Here is a 13,638-nt window from a genome sequence, read left to right as displayed (position 1 = left end):
GCCGTTAGCGGATTGACGAGTCAATAGTGAGTCGTTGGATCGTCGGCCGGGATCGGACGACAGATTCCTGGCGCCATGAGTGCGACGTCATCCGGAGTTCACGGGCAAAAGAAACAGCAGGTTTCGTGCCTATCGCGAAGCGTCCTTTTCGGACAGCTTGCGGCGGTTGCTGCGGTGCGGTATTGGCCTGATGCCGAGGGCTTCACACTGGCGGGCCGGATGAAGAACCCGCCGCCCCTGTGCTGACGGAACCCTGGCCTGGACGATAACGCTGCTGGCGTGCATCGTGCTCATGCGTTTCACCACGCGTCCGGCCTATCCGGCCCGGCCAGGAGCGTTCGTGAAATCGCTCACGCCTTACGCTATCGATCACCCCGAGGAAAGCTGTCTTGCCCACCCAACCTGCTGCATCAGCGAGTCCGCCAACCAGCCTGTCCGGTACGTCCATCGGCAGCGCTGAGGAAAGCCGTGCGCTTGGCCGCTCGCTGCGCGATTCGGTCCCCTTCGACGCGCATGCAGCCTGGCAGCCGGAAAGCAGCCGCCCGGACGCCGTCGCGCGGGTGCTCGCCAACAACGCCGGCCGGCAGGAGCGGCTGATCCCGTTGCGCATGTCACGCATGGCTGCATCGCCGTTCGCGTTCCTGCGCGGCGCGGCGAGCGTGATGGCCTGGGATCTCGCGCACACGCCGTCTATCGGGCATCACGTGATGATCGATGGCGATGCGCATCTGAACAATTTCGGCCTGTTCCGCACGCCTCGGCAGGACGTGGTCTTCGACCTGAACGATTTCGATGAAACCCTGGTCGCCCCGTGGGAATGGGATCTGAAGCGGCTCACCGCCAGCATCAACGTGGCGGCTCTCGAAAACGGAGTCGACGCCTCCGGCCGCGAGCGTGCCGTGCGCTCCGCTTGCACCGCTTACCGGACCACCATGTCGACGCTGGCGCAGGTTCCCGCCTACGAGTTGTGGCAGATGCGCTCATACGCGAGCGTGTTGCATATCGAAGCGCCGGTCACGCTCGACTCGGCGGAGAAAGCGACCATTGCCAAGGCCGTTGAACGCTCGACCAAGCGCAGTCACGCGACGATGCTGGCGCGCGTCGCCGAGCCGAACGGCAAAAGCTGGCGTTTTCGCGACGATCCGCCGATCCTCACCCGTCTTGATGCCGCGGAGAAAAACCACGTTACGGAGGGGCTGCGCGGGTACTTGCAGACCATCGCGGGCGAATGGCGGACGATGCTCGAACGCTACGACGTGGTCGATGTCGCGCATCGCGTGGTGGGCGTAGGCAGTGTCGGGACGCGCGCGTATTTGTTATTGCTGCTCGGACGGGCTCATGCCGATCCGTTATTCATGCAGGTCAAGGAAGGCATTGTGCCCGCCGCCGCGCCGTTCGTGCCGCCGCTCGCTGAAGCGTTCAGCCACCAGGGGCGGCGCGTGGTGCACGGCCAGCGCCTGCTGCAAAGCTCCTCCGACCCGTTGCTCGGCTGGACGACCATTTCGGGCCGCGATTTCTACGTGCGGCAGATGAAGAACATCCGCGGCTCGATTCCGGTCGACTGGCTGCACGGCGCGACCTTCGATTTCTACGCCTGGTGCCTCGGCTTGCTGCTCGCGCGTGCTCATGCGCGCACCGGCGACGCCGCGCTGATCGCCGGTTATTGCGGCAACTCGGACCGCCTGGATGCAGCCTATGCCCAATGGGCCGAAAGCTACGGTGCGCAGACCGTGGCCGACCACGCCGCGTTCGTCCAGGCGATCGCTCAAGGGCGCGTGATCGCTGCGCCTCCCGAAAAAGCGTAGCAGTGCGATGGGGGAACGAGGGGAATCGATTGTCAAACCTTGTCCGGTCGGCCGATGACGTCAAAAAAACCCGGGACGCAAATGCTACCGATTAGCTATCATTGCCGTTATCCGTTTAAAAAAACGGCGAGAGCCTGAACACAAAAGCAAAGCCGGGACGGCGGCTGGACATGCCGGCGTCATCGAATGGCACATCCCTTGCTGCCGATTCTTATGATCTTTAATGGAGGAAGCAACGCATGAGCATGATTCAGGAGTTCAAGAGCTTCGCCCTCAAGGGCAACGTGATGGATCTGGCGGTCGGTGTGATTATCGGCGGCGCGTTTTCGACCATCGTCAATTCGATCGTCAAGGATCTGATCATGCCGGTCGTGGGGCTAGTCACGGGCGGGCTTGATTTTTCCAACATGTTCATCAAGCTGGGCAACATACCCCCTACTTTCAAGGGCAATCCCGACTCGTACAAGGACTTGCAGACGGCGGGTGTGGCCGTGTTCGGGTATGGCTCGTTCATTACCGTGCTGATCAACTTCATCATCCTGGCGTTCATCATTTTCCTGATGGTCAAGTTCATCAACAAGCTGCGCCGGACCGAGGAGCCAGCACCAGAGCCCGCGGCAACGCCGGAAGACGTGCTGTTGCTGCGCGAGATCCGCGATTCGCTGAAGGCTTCGCCACGCGTCTGACCTGAGGGTCTGACCTGATCCTCCAAGGGAGCAGCGATTCAGAAAAGCCCGCGACGGCCCTCGCGGGCTTTTTCGTTTTTAGGTGCAATCCCGGGGTTGGTGGCCTTCATGACACGGGTTTGAATTTTCCTGGTGAATTTTCATCGCAGCGGGGTTTCGTAGGTCTATTATTGAGACAGAAACATGCGAGCCGCAGCAGGGTTATCGGCATGATTCGTGCGCTACCGCTGGGCCGGTCGAGCATGACCGGCGTGCGGTGTCCTAAACTGAATCGCCGTGAATCCACCACTTCGATGTGCTATAAAAGATCGACGTGTCCAGACAAACGAGCGGCCCGCCAGACGGGAGTGGCCGCATGAGGACGCTGCGTTTTTTGCAATTCTTTTTCAGGCGAATTTTTATGTCCTTCCCGAAAAAGCGTAGACGCGCAAAGGTCGACGGCGACGAGTCTTTCCTCGCTGTGCTTAGGCATTTCAAGCCGTTCGGCCAACTCGATACCAAGATTGCACGCGCCCGCGCACAGGATGAACCGGTGTTGTACGCGCATGTGTTGCCGGGTCTTGATGTGCTTCTTTGCAGCGTTCGTGGGGCGCAACCGCCGTATCCTGCGGTGGACGAGTTGCACCGTCGGTGCATTGAATGTATTACGAATGCGCTGGAGCAGCCGCTCGACGGGCTCGAAAATGGTGGCTATTGGTATGAAGCCAACGGGTTTGGGTTTCTGGTGTTTGCGAGCCGGGCACGAACTCAGATTTTGAGCGAATTCGGCGCATCGGCGAGTGCGAGGTCCAGGCGCGGCGCGCGGCGGCAGGATGCGGGGGATGCTGCATCAAGGCCACTGCGGTAGTGTTCGCACCGGTGGACCGGGGGTGGTTTTGGGAGCAGGGGACGGGAGGGTTTTGGGGTGCCAGGTTGTTGGGTTAGTGGTCGGGGTCAATGCCGGGGTGGTCGGTTCTGGGGTTAGCGGTCGGAGTTAATGCCGGGGCGCTAGATTCCAAGGTTAGTGGTCGGGGTCAGTGCTGGGTTGCTGCTTTCAACGTTAGTGGTCTGCGAGAGTCGGATTTTCTCTTTATCACTATTAGCCACTGTGCGTGGCGGCACGTCATTTCTTTGTCCAAAGCGACAAAGAAACGAAGCAAAGAAAGCGCTTTAACCGCTCTACCCTAAGTGTCCACAGCGTGCAGTTTCTATTCATAGGTGCCCCAAAAGCACGGTGCTCGCCAGAGCCACGGATGTGTGAAACCCTCCTTCTCCGAACACCGATACCCACACGCTTCGCCACCAGTGATTGAACCTGCCCAAAGGGCACCTCGCGCTATCCGCGGACGACCTCCCTCCAACGTGGACGCGCCTCGAACCTCGTCGCCAACCCTCCTAGAAACGAGGCCGCAAAATGCGTGAGGCCATAGGCGACCCGCTGGCCGGCCGTGGACAACTCGCACCCCACGTCAAACGGAGCAAACTCACCTATGCAAATTCAACTGCTTAACTGCCCACTGGAGCGGGTCACCCCCAGACCGGCGAAAATAAGGCGCAGGCCACGCAAATAATCTGCAAAAAAGAAGCTTTAAATATGCGTCGGCCGTATAGCCCACCGAGATAGCCACGCGGACCACGTGGGCAACCCACCAAGACATGACCGTAAAGACGTGTGATGCCGTACGGATTCCTTGACAATGGTGCTTGCCCGAGAGCGTACGGGGCGAAGCGTGTTCATGTCAGGATTCGCGAGAAGGAGGGTTTCAAACATCCTTCGCTCTGGCGAGCACCGTGCTTTTGGGGCACCTATGAATAGAAACTGCACGCTGTGGACACTTAGGGTAGCGTGTTTGAAAGCGTTTTCTTTGCTTCGTTTCTTTGTCGCTTTGGACAAAGAAATGACGTGCCGCCACGCACAGTGGCTAACAGTGATAAAGAGAAAATCCGACTCTCGCAGACCGCTAACGCTGAAAGCAGCAACCCGACATTGACTCCGACCGCTAACGCCGAAACCACCACCCCCAGCATAGACCCCGACCACTAACCCCAGAACCGACCACCCCGGCACTGACCCCAACCGCTAACCCAGAACCCGACAACCCCGCCCTCAACCACCCCTCCCCATCCCCGTAAAAACCCCAAGTGCGAACGGCCCCCCTTGGCGCATGATTTGCTCAGTCCTACCCAGGCGAATCAACGTGCCATCAGCCCGACACCAACGGAGAACACAATGACCAACCACGTCTACAAACAAATCGAGCTCACCGGGTCATCGACCCAATCAAGCGACGATGCAATTCGTGTGGCGCTCGAAAAAGCCTCAAAGACCCTCCGAAACCTACACTGGTTCGAAGTCATCGGCACCCGCGGGCAAGTCGAGGACGGCAAGGTCGCACACTGGCAAGTCACGCTTAAAGTTGGACTGCGAATCGACGATTAAGATTAATCGCGACGCAGACAACAAAGGCCGCGCTTAACCTAAGCGCGGCCTTTTCTTATGACGGAAACGATGACAAACAACAGGTAAGTTTTGCGAAGCCGCATACCCTCCCGGCAGCTTCGCAAACTACCGCCCCCGAATTACTTCGGCAACGACCCGTCAACGCCTTCAACGTACCAGTTGATACGTTGCAATTCCGGATCTGTCAGGTTCTGGCCAGCCGCAATCTTGACCGCTCCCGACTGGTCCTTGATCGGACCCATGAACACGTCCCACTTGCCGCTCTGCAGTTGCTCACGCTTTGCCGCGACAGCCTGCATCGCCTTGGCGGGCACCACCGCCGTATTCATGTCCTCAAGATCCACCGCCTTCTGCGGCATTCCCAGCCAGACCGGATCAGTCTTGACCTTGCCGTCCAGAAGCTGCTGGACCATCGAGTTGTAATACACCTCCCAATGCTGCACGACCGAACCCAAGTGCGCGCTCGGACCAAACTTCTGCATGTTCGAATCCCAACCAAATGCGTACACCTTCTTCTCGGCCGCCGTCGCCAACGTCGCGTTCGAATCAGTGTTCTGCAACAACACGTCAGCACCCTGCCCAATCAGCGTTTCCGCCGCCTGCTTTTCCTTGCCCGGGTCAAACCAGCTATTGATCCAGATCACCTTCGTGTGAACCTTCGGATTCACCGATCGCGCGCCCAAGGTGTACGCGTTGATGTTTCGGATCACTTCGGGAATCGGCACCGATGCAACAAACCCCAGCGTGTTCGTCTTCGTGACGTATCCCGCCGCGACACCGGCGAGATATGCGCCCTGGTACATGCGGTCATCGTAGACACCGAAGTTTTTGGCTTTCTTGTAACCCGTCGCAGTCAGGAACGTAATGTCCGGGTAGTCGCGCGCTACCTTCAATTGGAAGTCCTGGTAACCGAAGCTGGTCCCCACGATAACCTTGTTGCCCTTCGCGGCCAGATCGCGGAACACGCGCTCCGAATCCGCCGATTCCGGCACGTCTTCGACTCGCGTGATCTTGATCTTGCTGCCGTACTTGGCCTCCACTTCCTTCGTGCCGGCATCGTGGGCAAAGGTCCAGCCTGCATCGCCGGGATTCCCGAGGTAGACGAACGCAATGCCCGGCACATCGGCGGCCCGCGCGGGGCCGGCGACCATCGTGGCGGATAACGCGAGCATCGTGCCCACGGCTCCGGCTGCGCCCAAGGTGTTCAGCCAGCTTTTCTTCATCGTGTTTCTCCTGTCGATGGTTCAATGATGTTTGTAAAAATCGTGCTGCAGTGTCATTGGCCAAAATCGGGCCGTGGTTCAGGGCTAAATCGGAATGTCAGTCCGCCTTTCAGGCGCGTCGCCATTTGCAACGAATGCGCACCCTATTGATGAGCGGGCTGGACTTCTCTTCGGCTAGAGGAACTCCCATTGGTCGTCCCACAACGGAACGGCGATCAGGCGTCCTCGACGCGGGCGCACCCGACCCGCGCACCCGCACCCGCAGGTGCCACGCGCCGATCGCTGTCGAACCGCACACAGTAGCCGCGTCGGGCCGCGGCTACCAACACGCCGCAAGCCCTCACCCGCACCGTCATCAGCTAGCCGCAAAAAACGGCTTGCCGAGCGATGCTGGCGCGTTCAGCTTGATCGTGTTCGGATTGCGCGAGATGAGCACGAGCACGACGACCGTCGCCACGTACGGCAACATGGCGAGAAATTGCGTCGGGATCGGCACGCCGATGGCTTGCGCGTAGAACTGCAGCGCCATCACCGCACCAAACAGCAATGCGCCGATCAGCAGCCGCCCCGGGCGCCACGTCGCGAACACGACCAGCGCCAGCGCGATCCAGCCGCGCCCCGACGTCAGCTGTTCCTGCCACAAATGCAGGTAGACGATCGAGTAATAACCGCCCGCAATACCGGCCATGCCACCGCCGAAAAGCGTCGCGCCGTAACGCACGCCGACTACCGGAAAACCCACGGAATGCGCGACCGAAGGCGACTCGCCTACCGAGCGCAATACCAGCCCGGCGCGCGTTCGATATAAAAACCAGCCGATCACGCCAAACATGATGAACGCGAGATAACCAAGCGGCGTCAGCGTGAAAAACGCGGGTCCGATGACGGGAATGGACGTAAGACCGGGAATGGGCAGCACGTCGATGGTCGCGCGCACCGCCGCCGACGTATAAGGCTTGCCGATATACGCCGAAAACCCGATACCGAAAATAGTCAGCGATAAACCCGTGGCAACCTGATTCGCGAGCATGGTGATGGTGAGGAACGCGAACACAAGCGACATCAGCACGCCCGCGACAATCGCGCCCAGAATACCGAGCCACGGATTGCCAGTGATCGCGGTGACAGCGTAGCCGGTGACCGCGCCCATCAGCATCATGCCCTCTACGCCAAGGTTCAACACCCCCGACTTCTCCGCGACGAGCTCACCTGCACCGGCGAACATCAGCGGAATAGCGGCGACGACAGCGCTTGAGGAAAGCGAACTGGCCTGATTGATATCCATGGGTTTTCTAGTCCGCTTTTTATTTACGAATGTGCATGCGCCGCAACCCGGCGCCGTACGCGATAGTTGACGAACAGGTCCGCACCCAGCAGGCAAAACAGCAGCAATCCCTGGAACACGCCGGCGATCGCCTGCGGCAATTGCATCGACGTCTGCACCGCTTCGCCGCCGAGATACAGCAATGCCATCAGCAGACTCGCGAGCACGATGCCAACCGGATGCAACCGCCCGACGAACACCACGATGATTGCCGTGAAGCCGTACCCCGGTGACCAGCTCGCCTGCAGTTGTCCAATCGGTCCGGCCACTTCGCCCATGCCAGCCAAACCGGCCAGACCGCCGCTCAGGAGCAACGAGGTCCAGATGGCCTTTTTATCGGAGAAACCGGCGTAGCGGGCTGCCAGCGGCGCCAGCCCACCCACGTTCATCCGATACCCCGCGAAGCTCTTGCGCATGAACAGCCACACCAGCGGAATCGCGATCGCCGTCAGGAACACCGACGCATTGATCCGCGTGCCCTTCAGCCATGCCCAGCCCCAATCGCTGTAAAGACGCGGGTATTGCGCCGAATCGCCGAACATCGCCGAGATCGGGAAGTTCATGCCTTCTGGGTCACGCCACGGACCGCTCACCAGATAGATCAGCAACTGCGTCGCGACGTAGGTGAGCATCAGGCTCGTCAGAATTTCGTTGGTGTTGAAACGGCTCTTGAGCAGCGCGGGAATGGCCGCCCACGCCATGCCGCCTATCACGCCGCCAATCATCATCAGCGGCAGGATCCACCAGCCGGTTGCATCGCCGACATGAATCGCTATGCCGCCCGCCACGATCCCGCCCAGCAGCATCTGCCCTTCCGCGCCGATATTCCACACGTTCGCCCGGTACCCCACCGCCAACCCCAGCGCAATCAGGCACAGCGGTGACGCCTTCAGCACAAGCTCCGACCAGCCGTTCACGTTCGACAATGGTTCGATGAAAAACCCGTGCATCGCGCGCACCGGGTCCTGGCCCACGAGCGTAAAAATCAGAAAGCCAATAATCAATGTCAGCACCGCGGCGACCAGCGGCACGGCAAGCTGCATGGCACGGGACGGCGTCGGGCGCGCTTCAAGTCGATAAGGAAAATTCATTGTGTCGGGGCCGTGGTGTCGAGGTCGAGGGCGACGGGGTCGGCACGATTGCCATCGAAGAGACCGGCCATGAAGAGGCCAATTTCTTCTGCATTAGTCAGACCGGTTTCGCGGACCGGGGAAAGCTTGCCCCGAGCGAGAACGGCGAGGCGGTCGCAGATATCGAAGAGTTCTTCCAGCTCCTCCGAGATCACGAGGATCGCCACGCCACGTGCGGCCAGATCCAAAAGTTGTTGACGGATGAAACCCGCCGCGCCGACATCGACGCCCCAGGTCGGTTGCGCGACGACCAGCACCTTCGGCTCCTGCAAGATCTCACGTCCCACGATGAACTTCTGCAAGTTGCCGCCCGACAGGCTTTGCGCGAGCGCGCCGTTGCCGCCGCAGCGGACATCGAAGGCACTGATGCAGCGATCAGCGAACGCGCGCATGGCCTTCGTGCTGATCCAGCCGCCGTGCACCATATGTTCGCGATGTCCGGTGAGCAGCGCGTTTTCCGCCAGCGACATGGCCGGCACCGCGCCGCGCCCGAGGCGTTCCTCGGGCACGAAGGCGAAGCCGAGCGCGCGTCGTCCACCGGCGCTATAACGTGCGGCGGGCTGGCCGACGATAGTGATGGCATCGGGCACGATATGTTTATCGCGAATCTCGCCTGAGAGCGCGGCCAGCAACTCGGCCTGCCCGTTCCCCGATACCCCCGCGATGCCGAAAATTTCTCCCGCGTGCACCGAGAACGAGACGTCCTGCAGCGACGTACCGAACGGATCGGCGCTCGCCACCGACAAGTGCTTCACCGCGAGCTTCACCTCGCCCGGCGTATGTTCGCGGCGCGTGTAATCGGGCAGCGAATGGCCAACCATCAGTTGTGCGAGCGATGCGTGGGTTTCCTTGCGCGGATCGACGCTCCCCGTCACCCGTCCGCCGCGCATTACGGTCGCGGTCTGGCACAGCGCCTGGATTTCATCGAGCTTGTGGCTGATATAGAGAATGCTGCATCCCTCGGAAGCCAGCCTTCTCAGCACCGTAAAGAGTTTTTTAACCGCTTGCGGCGTGAGCACGGACGTAGGTTCGTCCATGATCAGCAGGCGCGGGTTCTGCAACAGGCAACGCACGATCTCCACACGCTGGCGTTCGCCCACCGCGAGACTGTGCACGTGGCGTTGCGGATCGACATCGAGCCCGTAATCCGCCGATACCTCGCGAATCCGTTTGCCGAGCGTCTTGAGATCGAATTTATCGTCGAGAGCGAGGGCGATGTTCTCGCCCACCGTCAGCGTCTCGAACAGCGAAAAATGCTGGAACACCATGCCGATGCCAAGCTTTCTCGCCGCCGCCGGACTGCTGATCTCGATCAGTTCGCCCTCCCATCGAATCTCGCCTTCGTCCGGGCGCACCGCACCGTAGATGATCTTCATCAACGTGGACTTGCCCGCGCCGTTCTCGCCGAGCACGGCGTGGATTTCACCCGGTTCGACGATGAGCGTCACGTCGTCGTTGGCCTTGACGGCGGGATATTGCTTGCTGATGCCGTGAAGCGCGAGGCGCGATGGTCGCGCACCGCCCGGCTGAATGGATGAGGAAATGGCGTCGCCCATATGGACTCAGAAAGTGCGGAAATTGCGCAAAACCGGGATGGCCGGCACGTGAGCAACGGAAACAAGCAGTCTGCGAGTAAAAGATACCCAAAACGGTGCGGGCCGTCGATTACTCAAAATAGTGCGCGCAATTAGCAACAGCACGGCATTGCGCAGCTTGCAACGAACGTGCTTGCGGGTATGCCCAGCTTGACGGAAACAATGTGTCATATTAAAAACGATATGTTCTGCACCCTGGTCGATCAGCCTGACCGTATATTGGAGAGAAGATGAGTCAGCAACGCGAAGCGATCGACACTTACCTGTTACGCGTCCTTCACACACTCTTGATGGAACGCAGCGTCACGCGCGCGGCCGTCAAGCTCAATCAATCACAACCTGCGATCAGCGCGGCGCTCAGGCGCCTGCGCGACATCACCGGCGATCCGCTGCTCGTGCGCGGCAAAGCGGGCATGGTGCCGACCGAATACGGCCTGCGCCTGCTCGAGCCCACGCAAAACGCGCTGCGCGAAATCGAACGCATCAAGGTTCAGCAGCACAACTTCGAACCGTCTACTTCCGTGCGCTGTTACCGCATTGGCTGCCCGGATTATCTGAACGTGCTGTTCGTGCCGACCGTGGTGGAGCGCTTTCGGATAGCCGCGCCCAACGCCACGCTCGAATTTCATTCGCTCGGCCCCGCTTTCGACTACGAACTCGCGCTGGAGGAAGGCAAGCTCGATATCGTGGTGGGCAACTGGCCCGAGCCGCCTGAACAACTGCATCTCTCGAACCTTTTCGTCGACAAGATCGTTTGTCTCGTCAGTTCCAATCATCCGTTTGCCCGCCGCGGCGCACTCACGCTCGATCAATATCTCAACGCGCCGCATCTTGCGCCTACGCCGTATTCCGTGGGCCAGCGCGGCGCGATCGATGTTCATCTGGCACGCGAACGCCTCAAGCGCCATGTGGTCGTCACGCTGCCCTACTTCAATCTCGCGCCGTACGTGCTGATCAAGTCGGATCTCGTGTTCACCACCACGCGCCTGTTCGCCGATCACTACGCCAAGTTTTTGCCATTGACCGTGGTGCCCGCGCCGCTCGATTTCCCGCCCATGCAGTACTACCAACTGTGGCACGAGCGCTGCCATTACTCCGACGAAGTGCGGTGGCTCCGTCACCTCGTCGCCGATGCCACGCGCTCGCTGATCGAAGTGCCTCAGCCTTAAGCTTAATTAGCCATGGCGATCAACTGACCCGCCAGCCGGTTGTGACGCTCGACGATCGGTCCGAGATCGACCGTCGTCAACTGACCGTGGCGTACCACGACGCGACCATCGATAACACTCGTCGATACCTGCGACGGCGCGCAGAACACCAGCGCAGCGACGGGATCGTGCAGCGCGCCCGCAAAGCCGTGCTGGCTCAGATCGAAGGAAACAAAGTCGGCTGCCATGCCTGGCGCCAACGCGCCGATATCGTCCCGGCCCAGCACCTTCGCGCCGCCCAGCGTCGCGATTTCGAGCGCTTCCCGTGCGCTCATGGCATCGGGACCGAAACCCACGCGCTGCAATAACAACGCTTGCCGTACTTCCGCGACCATCTGCGCGCCATCGTTCGATGCCGATCCGTCCACGCCGATACCAACGCTCACGCCCGCGTCCCGCATCGCCCGGATGGGTGCGATGCCCGACGCCAGCCGCATGTTCGAACACGGACAATGCGCGACACCCGTGCCCGTGCGCCCAAACAACTCGATACCCGCACGGTCCAGCTGCACACAATGCGCGTGCCAGACATCCGGTCCGACCCAGCCCAAATCCTCCGCATACTCAGCCGGCGACATGCCGAACTTCTCACGGCTATACGTGACATCGTTCACGTTCTCGGCGAGATGGGTGTGCATCGATACCCCGTATTCCCGTGCGAGCAGCGCCGAATCGCGCATTAACTCGCGGCTGACCGAGAACGGCGAGCAGGGAGCCACGACCACGCGCAGCATCGCGTAACGGCCTTCATCGTTGTACGTTTCGATCAGGCGCTGCGTGTCCTTCAGGATCGCGTCTTCTTTCTCGACCACCGAATCGGGCGGCAAGCCACCGTCCTTCTGCCCCACGCTCATGCTGCCGCGCGCCGCGTGAAAACGCATGCCGATCTGTTGCGCCGACGCGATGCTGTCGTCCAGGCGCGAACCGTTCGGATAAATGTAGAGATGATCGCTCGACGTCGTGCAGCCTGAGAGCAACAGTTCGGCCATGGCGGTCAGCGTCGATACTTCGATCATCTCCGGCGTCAGGTTCGCCCAGATTTTGTACAGGCTGGTCAGCCAGCCGAACAACTCGGCGTTCTGCGCAGCCGGCACAGCCCGCGTGAGGCTTTGATACATGTGGTGATGCGTGTTGACCAGGCCGGGAATCACCAGATGGCCTGACAGGTCCAGCACCTCGTCCGCTTGTTGCGGCAAGTCGCTTGTCGCGCCGACCTGCGTGATCCGGTTACCTTCGATGAATAAACCGCCGTTGGCGATCTCGCGTCGTTTCTCGTCCATGGTCACGAGCACACGCGCGTTCTTCACCAGCAATGTCCGGGGTTTCTGTTGCATGCCGATCTCCGCTATTTCACTGTTGTACCGAGGGCGCAAAGCACAAAAGCACCATTTGAATCCGCGCCTGTTACCCGGTTACCCAGCGTCGATCGCCGTCTTCGGGATGCCCAGCAAACCTCTGTGCAAGGCGCTACTGTCCGTAGCCAAAAAGCCCCTGACAATGCGCACACTGCCATAGTTGTCTTCACGGACTCGATATGATCGTGAATTTTGGCTCGCGTAGCATCGCCGGGAAGCGGTGGAAAGGGCTGGAACCGGGCTGGAACGCTGACGGTTTCTTTACGAAACCGCAATATGCGGGCAGCCGTTATGTGCTGGCGATTATCTTGCCTATCGCGGGCGTTATGATCACCGCAACTTTTTACAATGCTGGTCACGGCGCGCATCCTCTCACGCCGACGGGTATGTAGCCACGCTTGTGGAGCCTCGATCCGCCGCTGATTGTCAGAACACAGACGAGAACTCAGACGGTTCGATGCGCAGCCGCTCCTCGCACACTATAAGGACAACGCGAATGGGCAAGCTCACAACCCACGTACTCGATACCGCGCACGGCCGCCCCGGCGCCGGTATCAAAGTCGAACTTTTCGTGCTGACCGGCGATGCCCGGCGCGCGCTCCTGACCACCCACACCAACTCCGATGGCCGTTGCGACGCGCCGTTGCTACAGGACGACGCGTTTGTCACTGGCGAATACGAGCTCGTATTCCACGCCGGGGATTATTTCGCGGCAAATGGCGTGGATCTGCCTGAACCCCGCTTTGTGAACCGGGTGGTGTTGCGTTTTGGTATTGCCGATGCCACGTCGCACTATCACGTGCCGCTTCTGGTGTCGCCTTGGGCGTACAGCACGTATCGCGGTAGCTGAGGTTTTTATCTGACGCTTTTTC

12 protein-coding genes are annotated in these 13,638 nt (G+C 60.3%); 7 read left to right on the top strand and 5 right to left on the bottom strand.

The genetic code is table 11. From position 1 onward, the window contains the following. The first annotated feature begins 389 nt into the window (after positions 1-389). The 4 genes from ACSQ8V_RS07375 to ACSQ8V_RS07360 all read left to right on the top strand — a co-directional run bounded on the left by ACSQ8V_RS07375 (position 390) and on the right by ACSQ8V_RS07360 (position 4,910). Positions 390-1,805: a DUF2252 domain-containing protein gene (locus ACSQ8V_RS07375; protein WP_436205327.1), complete on the top strand. Its 1,416-nt coding sequence runs from the start codon at positions 390-392 to the stop codon at positions 1,803-1,805. 239 nt (positions 1,806-2,044) lie between these two features. Further along, a complete protein-coding gene (gene mscL, locus ACSQ8V_RS07370) occupies positions 2,045-2,491 on the top strand; it encodes a large conductance mechanosensitive channel protein MscL (protein ID WP_213764066.1) in 447 nt (148 codons plus the stop codon). Between the two features lie 355 nt (positions 2,492-2,846). Further along, positions 2,847-3,338, top strand: a complete 492-nt coding sequence (locus tag ACSQ8V_RS07365; RefSeq protein ID WP_213764067.1) for a hypothetical protein — start codon at positions 2,847-2,849, stop codon at positions 3,336-3,338. A 1,362-nt stretch (positions 3,339-4,700) separates the two neighbouring features. Then, entirely contained in the window at positions 4,701-4,910 is a 210-nt protein-coding gene (locus tag ACSQ8V_RS07360) for a dodecin (protein WP_097262386.1), read from the top strand. A 140-nt stretch (positions 4,911-5,050) separates the two neighbouring features. Here the strand turns inward: ACSQ8V_RS07360 and ACSQ8V_RS07355 are convergent, their stop codons facing one another. The 4 genes from ACSQ8V_RS07355 to ACSQ8V_RS07340 form a co-directional block, all read right to left on the bottom strand. Beyond that, entirely contained in the window at positions 5,051-6,154 is a 1,104-nt protein-coding gene (locus ACSQ8V_RS07355) for a BMP family ABC transporter substrate-binding protein (RefSeq protein WP_213764068.1), read from the bottom strand. Positions 6,155-6,509: 355 nt separating this feature from the next. Continuing rightward, positions 6,510-7,439, bottom strand: coding sequence for an ABC transporter permease (locus tag ACSQ8V_RS07350; RefSeq protein WP_213764069.1), 930 nt, complete (start codon positions 7,437-7,439; stop codon positions 6,510-6,512). Between the two features lie 23 nt (positions 7,440-7,462). Beyond that, positions 7,463-8,569 (bottom strand): ABC transporter permease, encoded by a 1,107-nt coding sequence (locus tag ACSQ8V_RS07345; RefSeq protein WP_213764070.1) that lies wholly within the window; start codon positions 8,567-8,569, stop codon positions 7,463-7,465. Continuing rightward, positions 8,566-10,164: an ABC transporter ATP-binding protein gene (locus tag ACSQ8V_RS07340; protein ID WP_436205326.1), complete on the bottom strand. Its 1,599-nt coding sequence runs from the start codon at positions 10,162-10,164 to the stop codon at positions 8,566-8,568. The genes ACSQ8V_RS07345 and ACSQ8V_RS07340 overlap by 4 nt, the downstream gene beginning before the upstream one ends. Positions 10,165-10,433: 269 nt before the next feature. On the opposite strand from ACSQ8V_RS07340, the gene ACSQ8V_RS07335 reads away from it, so the two are divergent. Next, a complete protein-coding gene (locus ACSQ8V_RS07335; RefSeq protein WP_213764072.1) occupies positions 10,434-11,372 on the top strand; it encodes a LysR substrate-binding domain-containing protein in 939 nt (312 codons plus the stop codon). Between the two features lie 2 nt (positions 11,373-11,374). Here ACSQ8V_RS07335 and ACSQ8V_RS07330 read toward each other — a convergent pair whose 3' ends face one another. Then, positions 11,375-12,745 (bottom strand): 8-oxoguanine deaminase, encoded by a 1,371-nt coding sequence (locus tag ACSQ8V_RS07330; RefSeq protein ID WP_436205325.1) that lies wholly within the window; start codon positions 12,743-12,745, stop codon positions 11,375-11,377. Between the two features lie 200 nt (positions 12,746-12,945). Here ACSQ8V_RS07330 and ACSQ8V_RS07325 point away from each other — a divergent pair, with 200 nt between their 5' ends. Beyond that, positions 12,946-13,158 (top strand): hypothetical protein, encoded by a 213-nt coding sequence (locus tag ACSQ8V_RS07325; RefSeq protein WP_436181327.1) that lies wholly within the window; start codon positions 12,946-12,948, stop codon positions 13,156-13,158. 104 nt (positions 13,159-13,262) lie between these two features. Beyond that, positions 13,263-13,616: a hydroxyisourate hydrolase gene (uraH, locus tag ACSQ8V_RS07320; RefSeq protein ID WP_213764075.1), complete on the top strand. Its 354-nt coding sequence runs from the start codon at positions 13,263-13,265 to the stop codon at positions 13,614-13,616. Positions 13,617-13,638: the final 22 nt, after the last annotated feature.

Source organism: Caballeronia sp. LjRoot31 (assembly GCF_964253885.1).
Taxonomy (GTDB): Bacteria; Pseudomonadota; Gammaproteobacteria; order Burkholderiales; family Burkholderiaceae; genus Caballeronia.
The sequence above is the reverse complement of the archived record's forward strand: the minus strand, read 5'-3'. Positions and strand labels throughout refer to the sequence as shown.

Coding starts and splice junctions, on each gene's coding strand:
- mscL (WP_213764066.1), top strand. CDS start 2,045: ATGAGCATGATTCAGGAGTTCAAGAGCTTCGCCCTCAAGGGCAACGTG.
- ACSQ8V_RS07365 (WP_213764067.1), top strand. CDS start 2,847: ATGAGGACGCTGCGTTTTTTGCAATTCTTTTTCAGGCGAATTTTTATG.
- ACSQ8V_RS07360 (WP_097262386.1), top strand. CDS start 4,701: ATGACCAACCACGTCTACAAACAAATCGAGCTCACCGGGTCATCGACC.
- ACSQ8V_RS07355 (WP_213764068.1), bottom strand. CDS start 6,154: ATGAAGAAAAGCTGGCTGAACACCTTGGGCGCAGCCGGAGCCGTGGGC.
- ACSQ8V_RS07350 (WP_213764069.1), bottom strand. CDS start 7,439: ATGGATATCAATCAGGCCAGTTCGCTTTCCTCAAGCGCTGTCGTCGCC.
- ACSQ8V_RS07345 (WP_213764070.1), bottom strand. CDS start 8,569: ATGAATTTTCCTTATCGACTTGAAGCGCGCCCGACGCCGTCCCGTGCC.
- ACSQ8V_RS07340 (WP_436205326.1), bottom strand. CDS start 10,164: ATGGGCGACGCCATTTCCTCATCCATTCAGCCGGGCGGTGCGCGACCA.
- ACSQ8V_RS07335 (WP_213764072.1), top strand. CDS start 10,434: ATGAGTCAGCAACGCGAAGCGATCGACACTTACCTGTTACGCGTCCTT.
- ACSQ8V_RS07330 (WP_436205325.1), bottom strand. CDS start 12,745: ATGCAACAGAAACCCCGGACATTGCTGGTGAAGAACGCGCGTGTGCTC.
- ACSQ8V_RS07325 (WP_436181327.1), top strand. CDS start 12,946: ATGATCGTGAATTTTGGCTCGCGTAGCATCGCCGGGAAGCGGTGGAAA.
- uraH (WP_213764075.1), top strand. CDS start 13,263: ATGGGCAAGCTCACAACCCACGTACTCGATACCGCGCACGGCCGCCCC.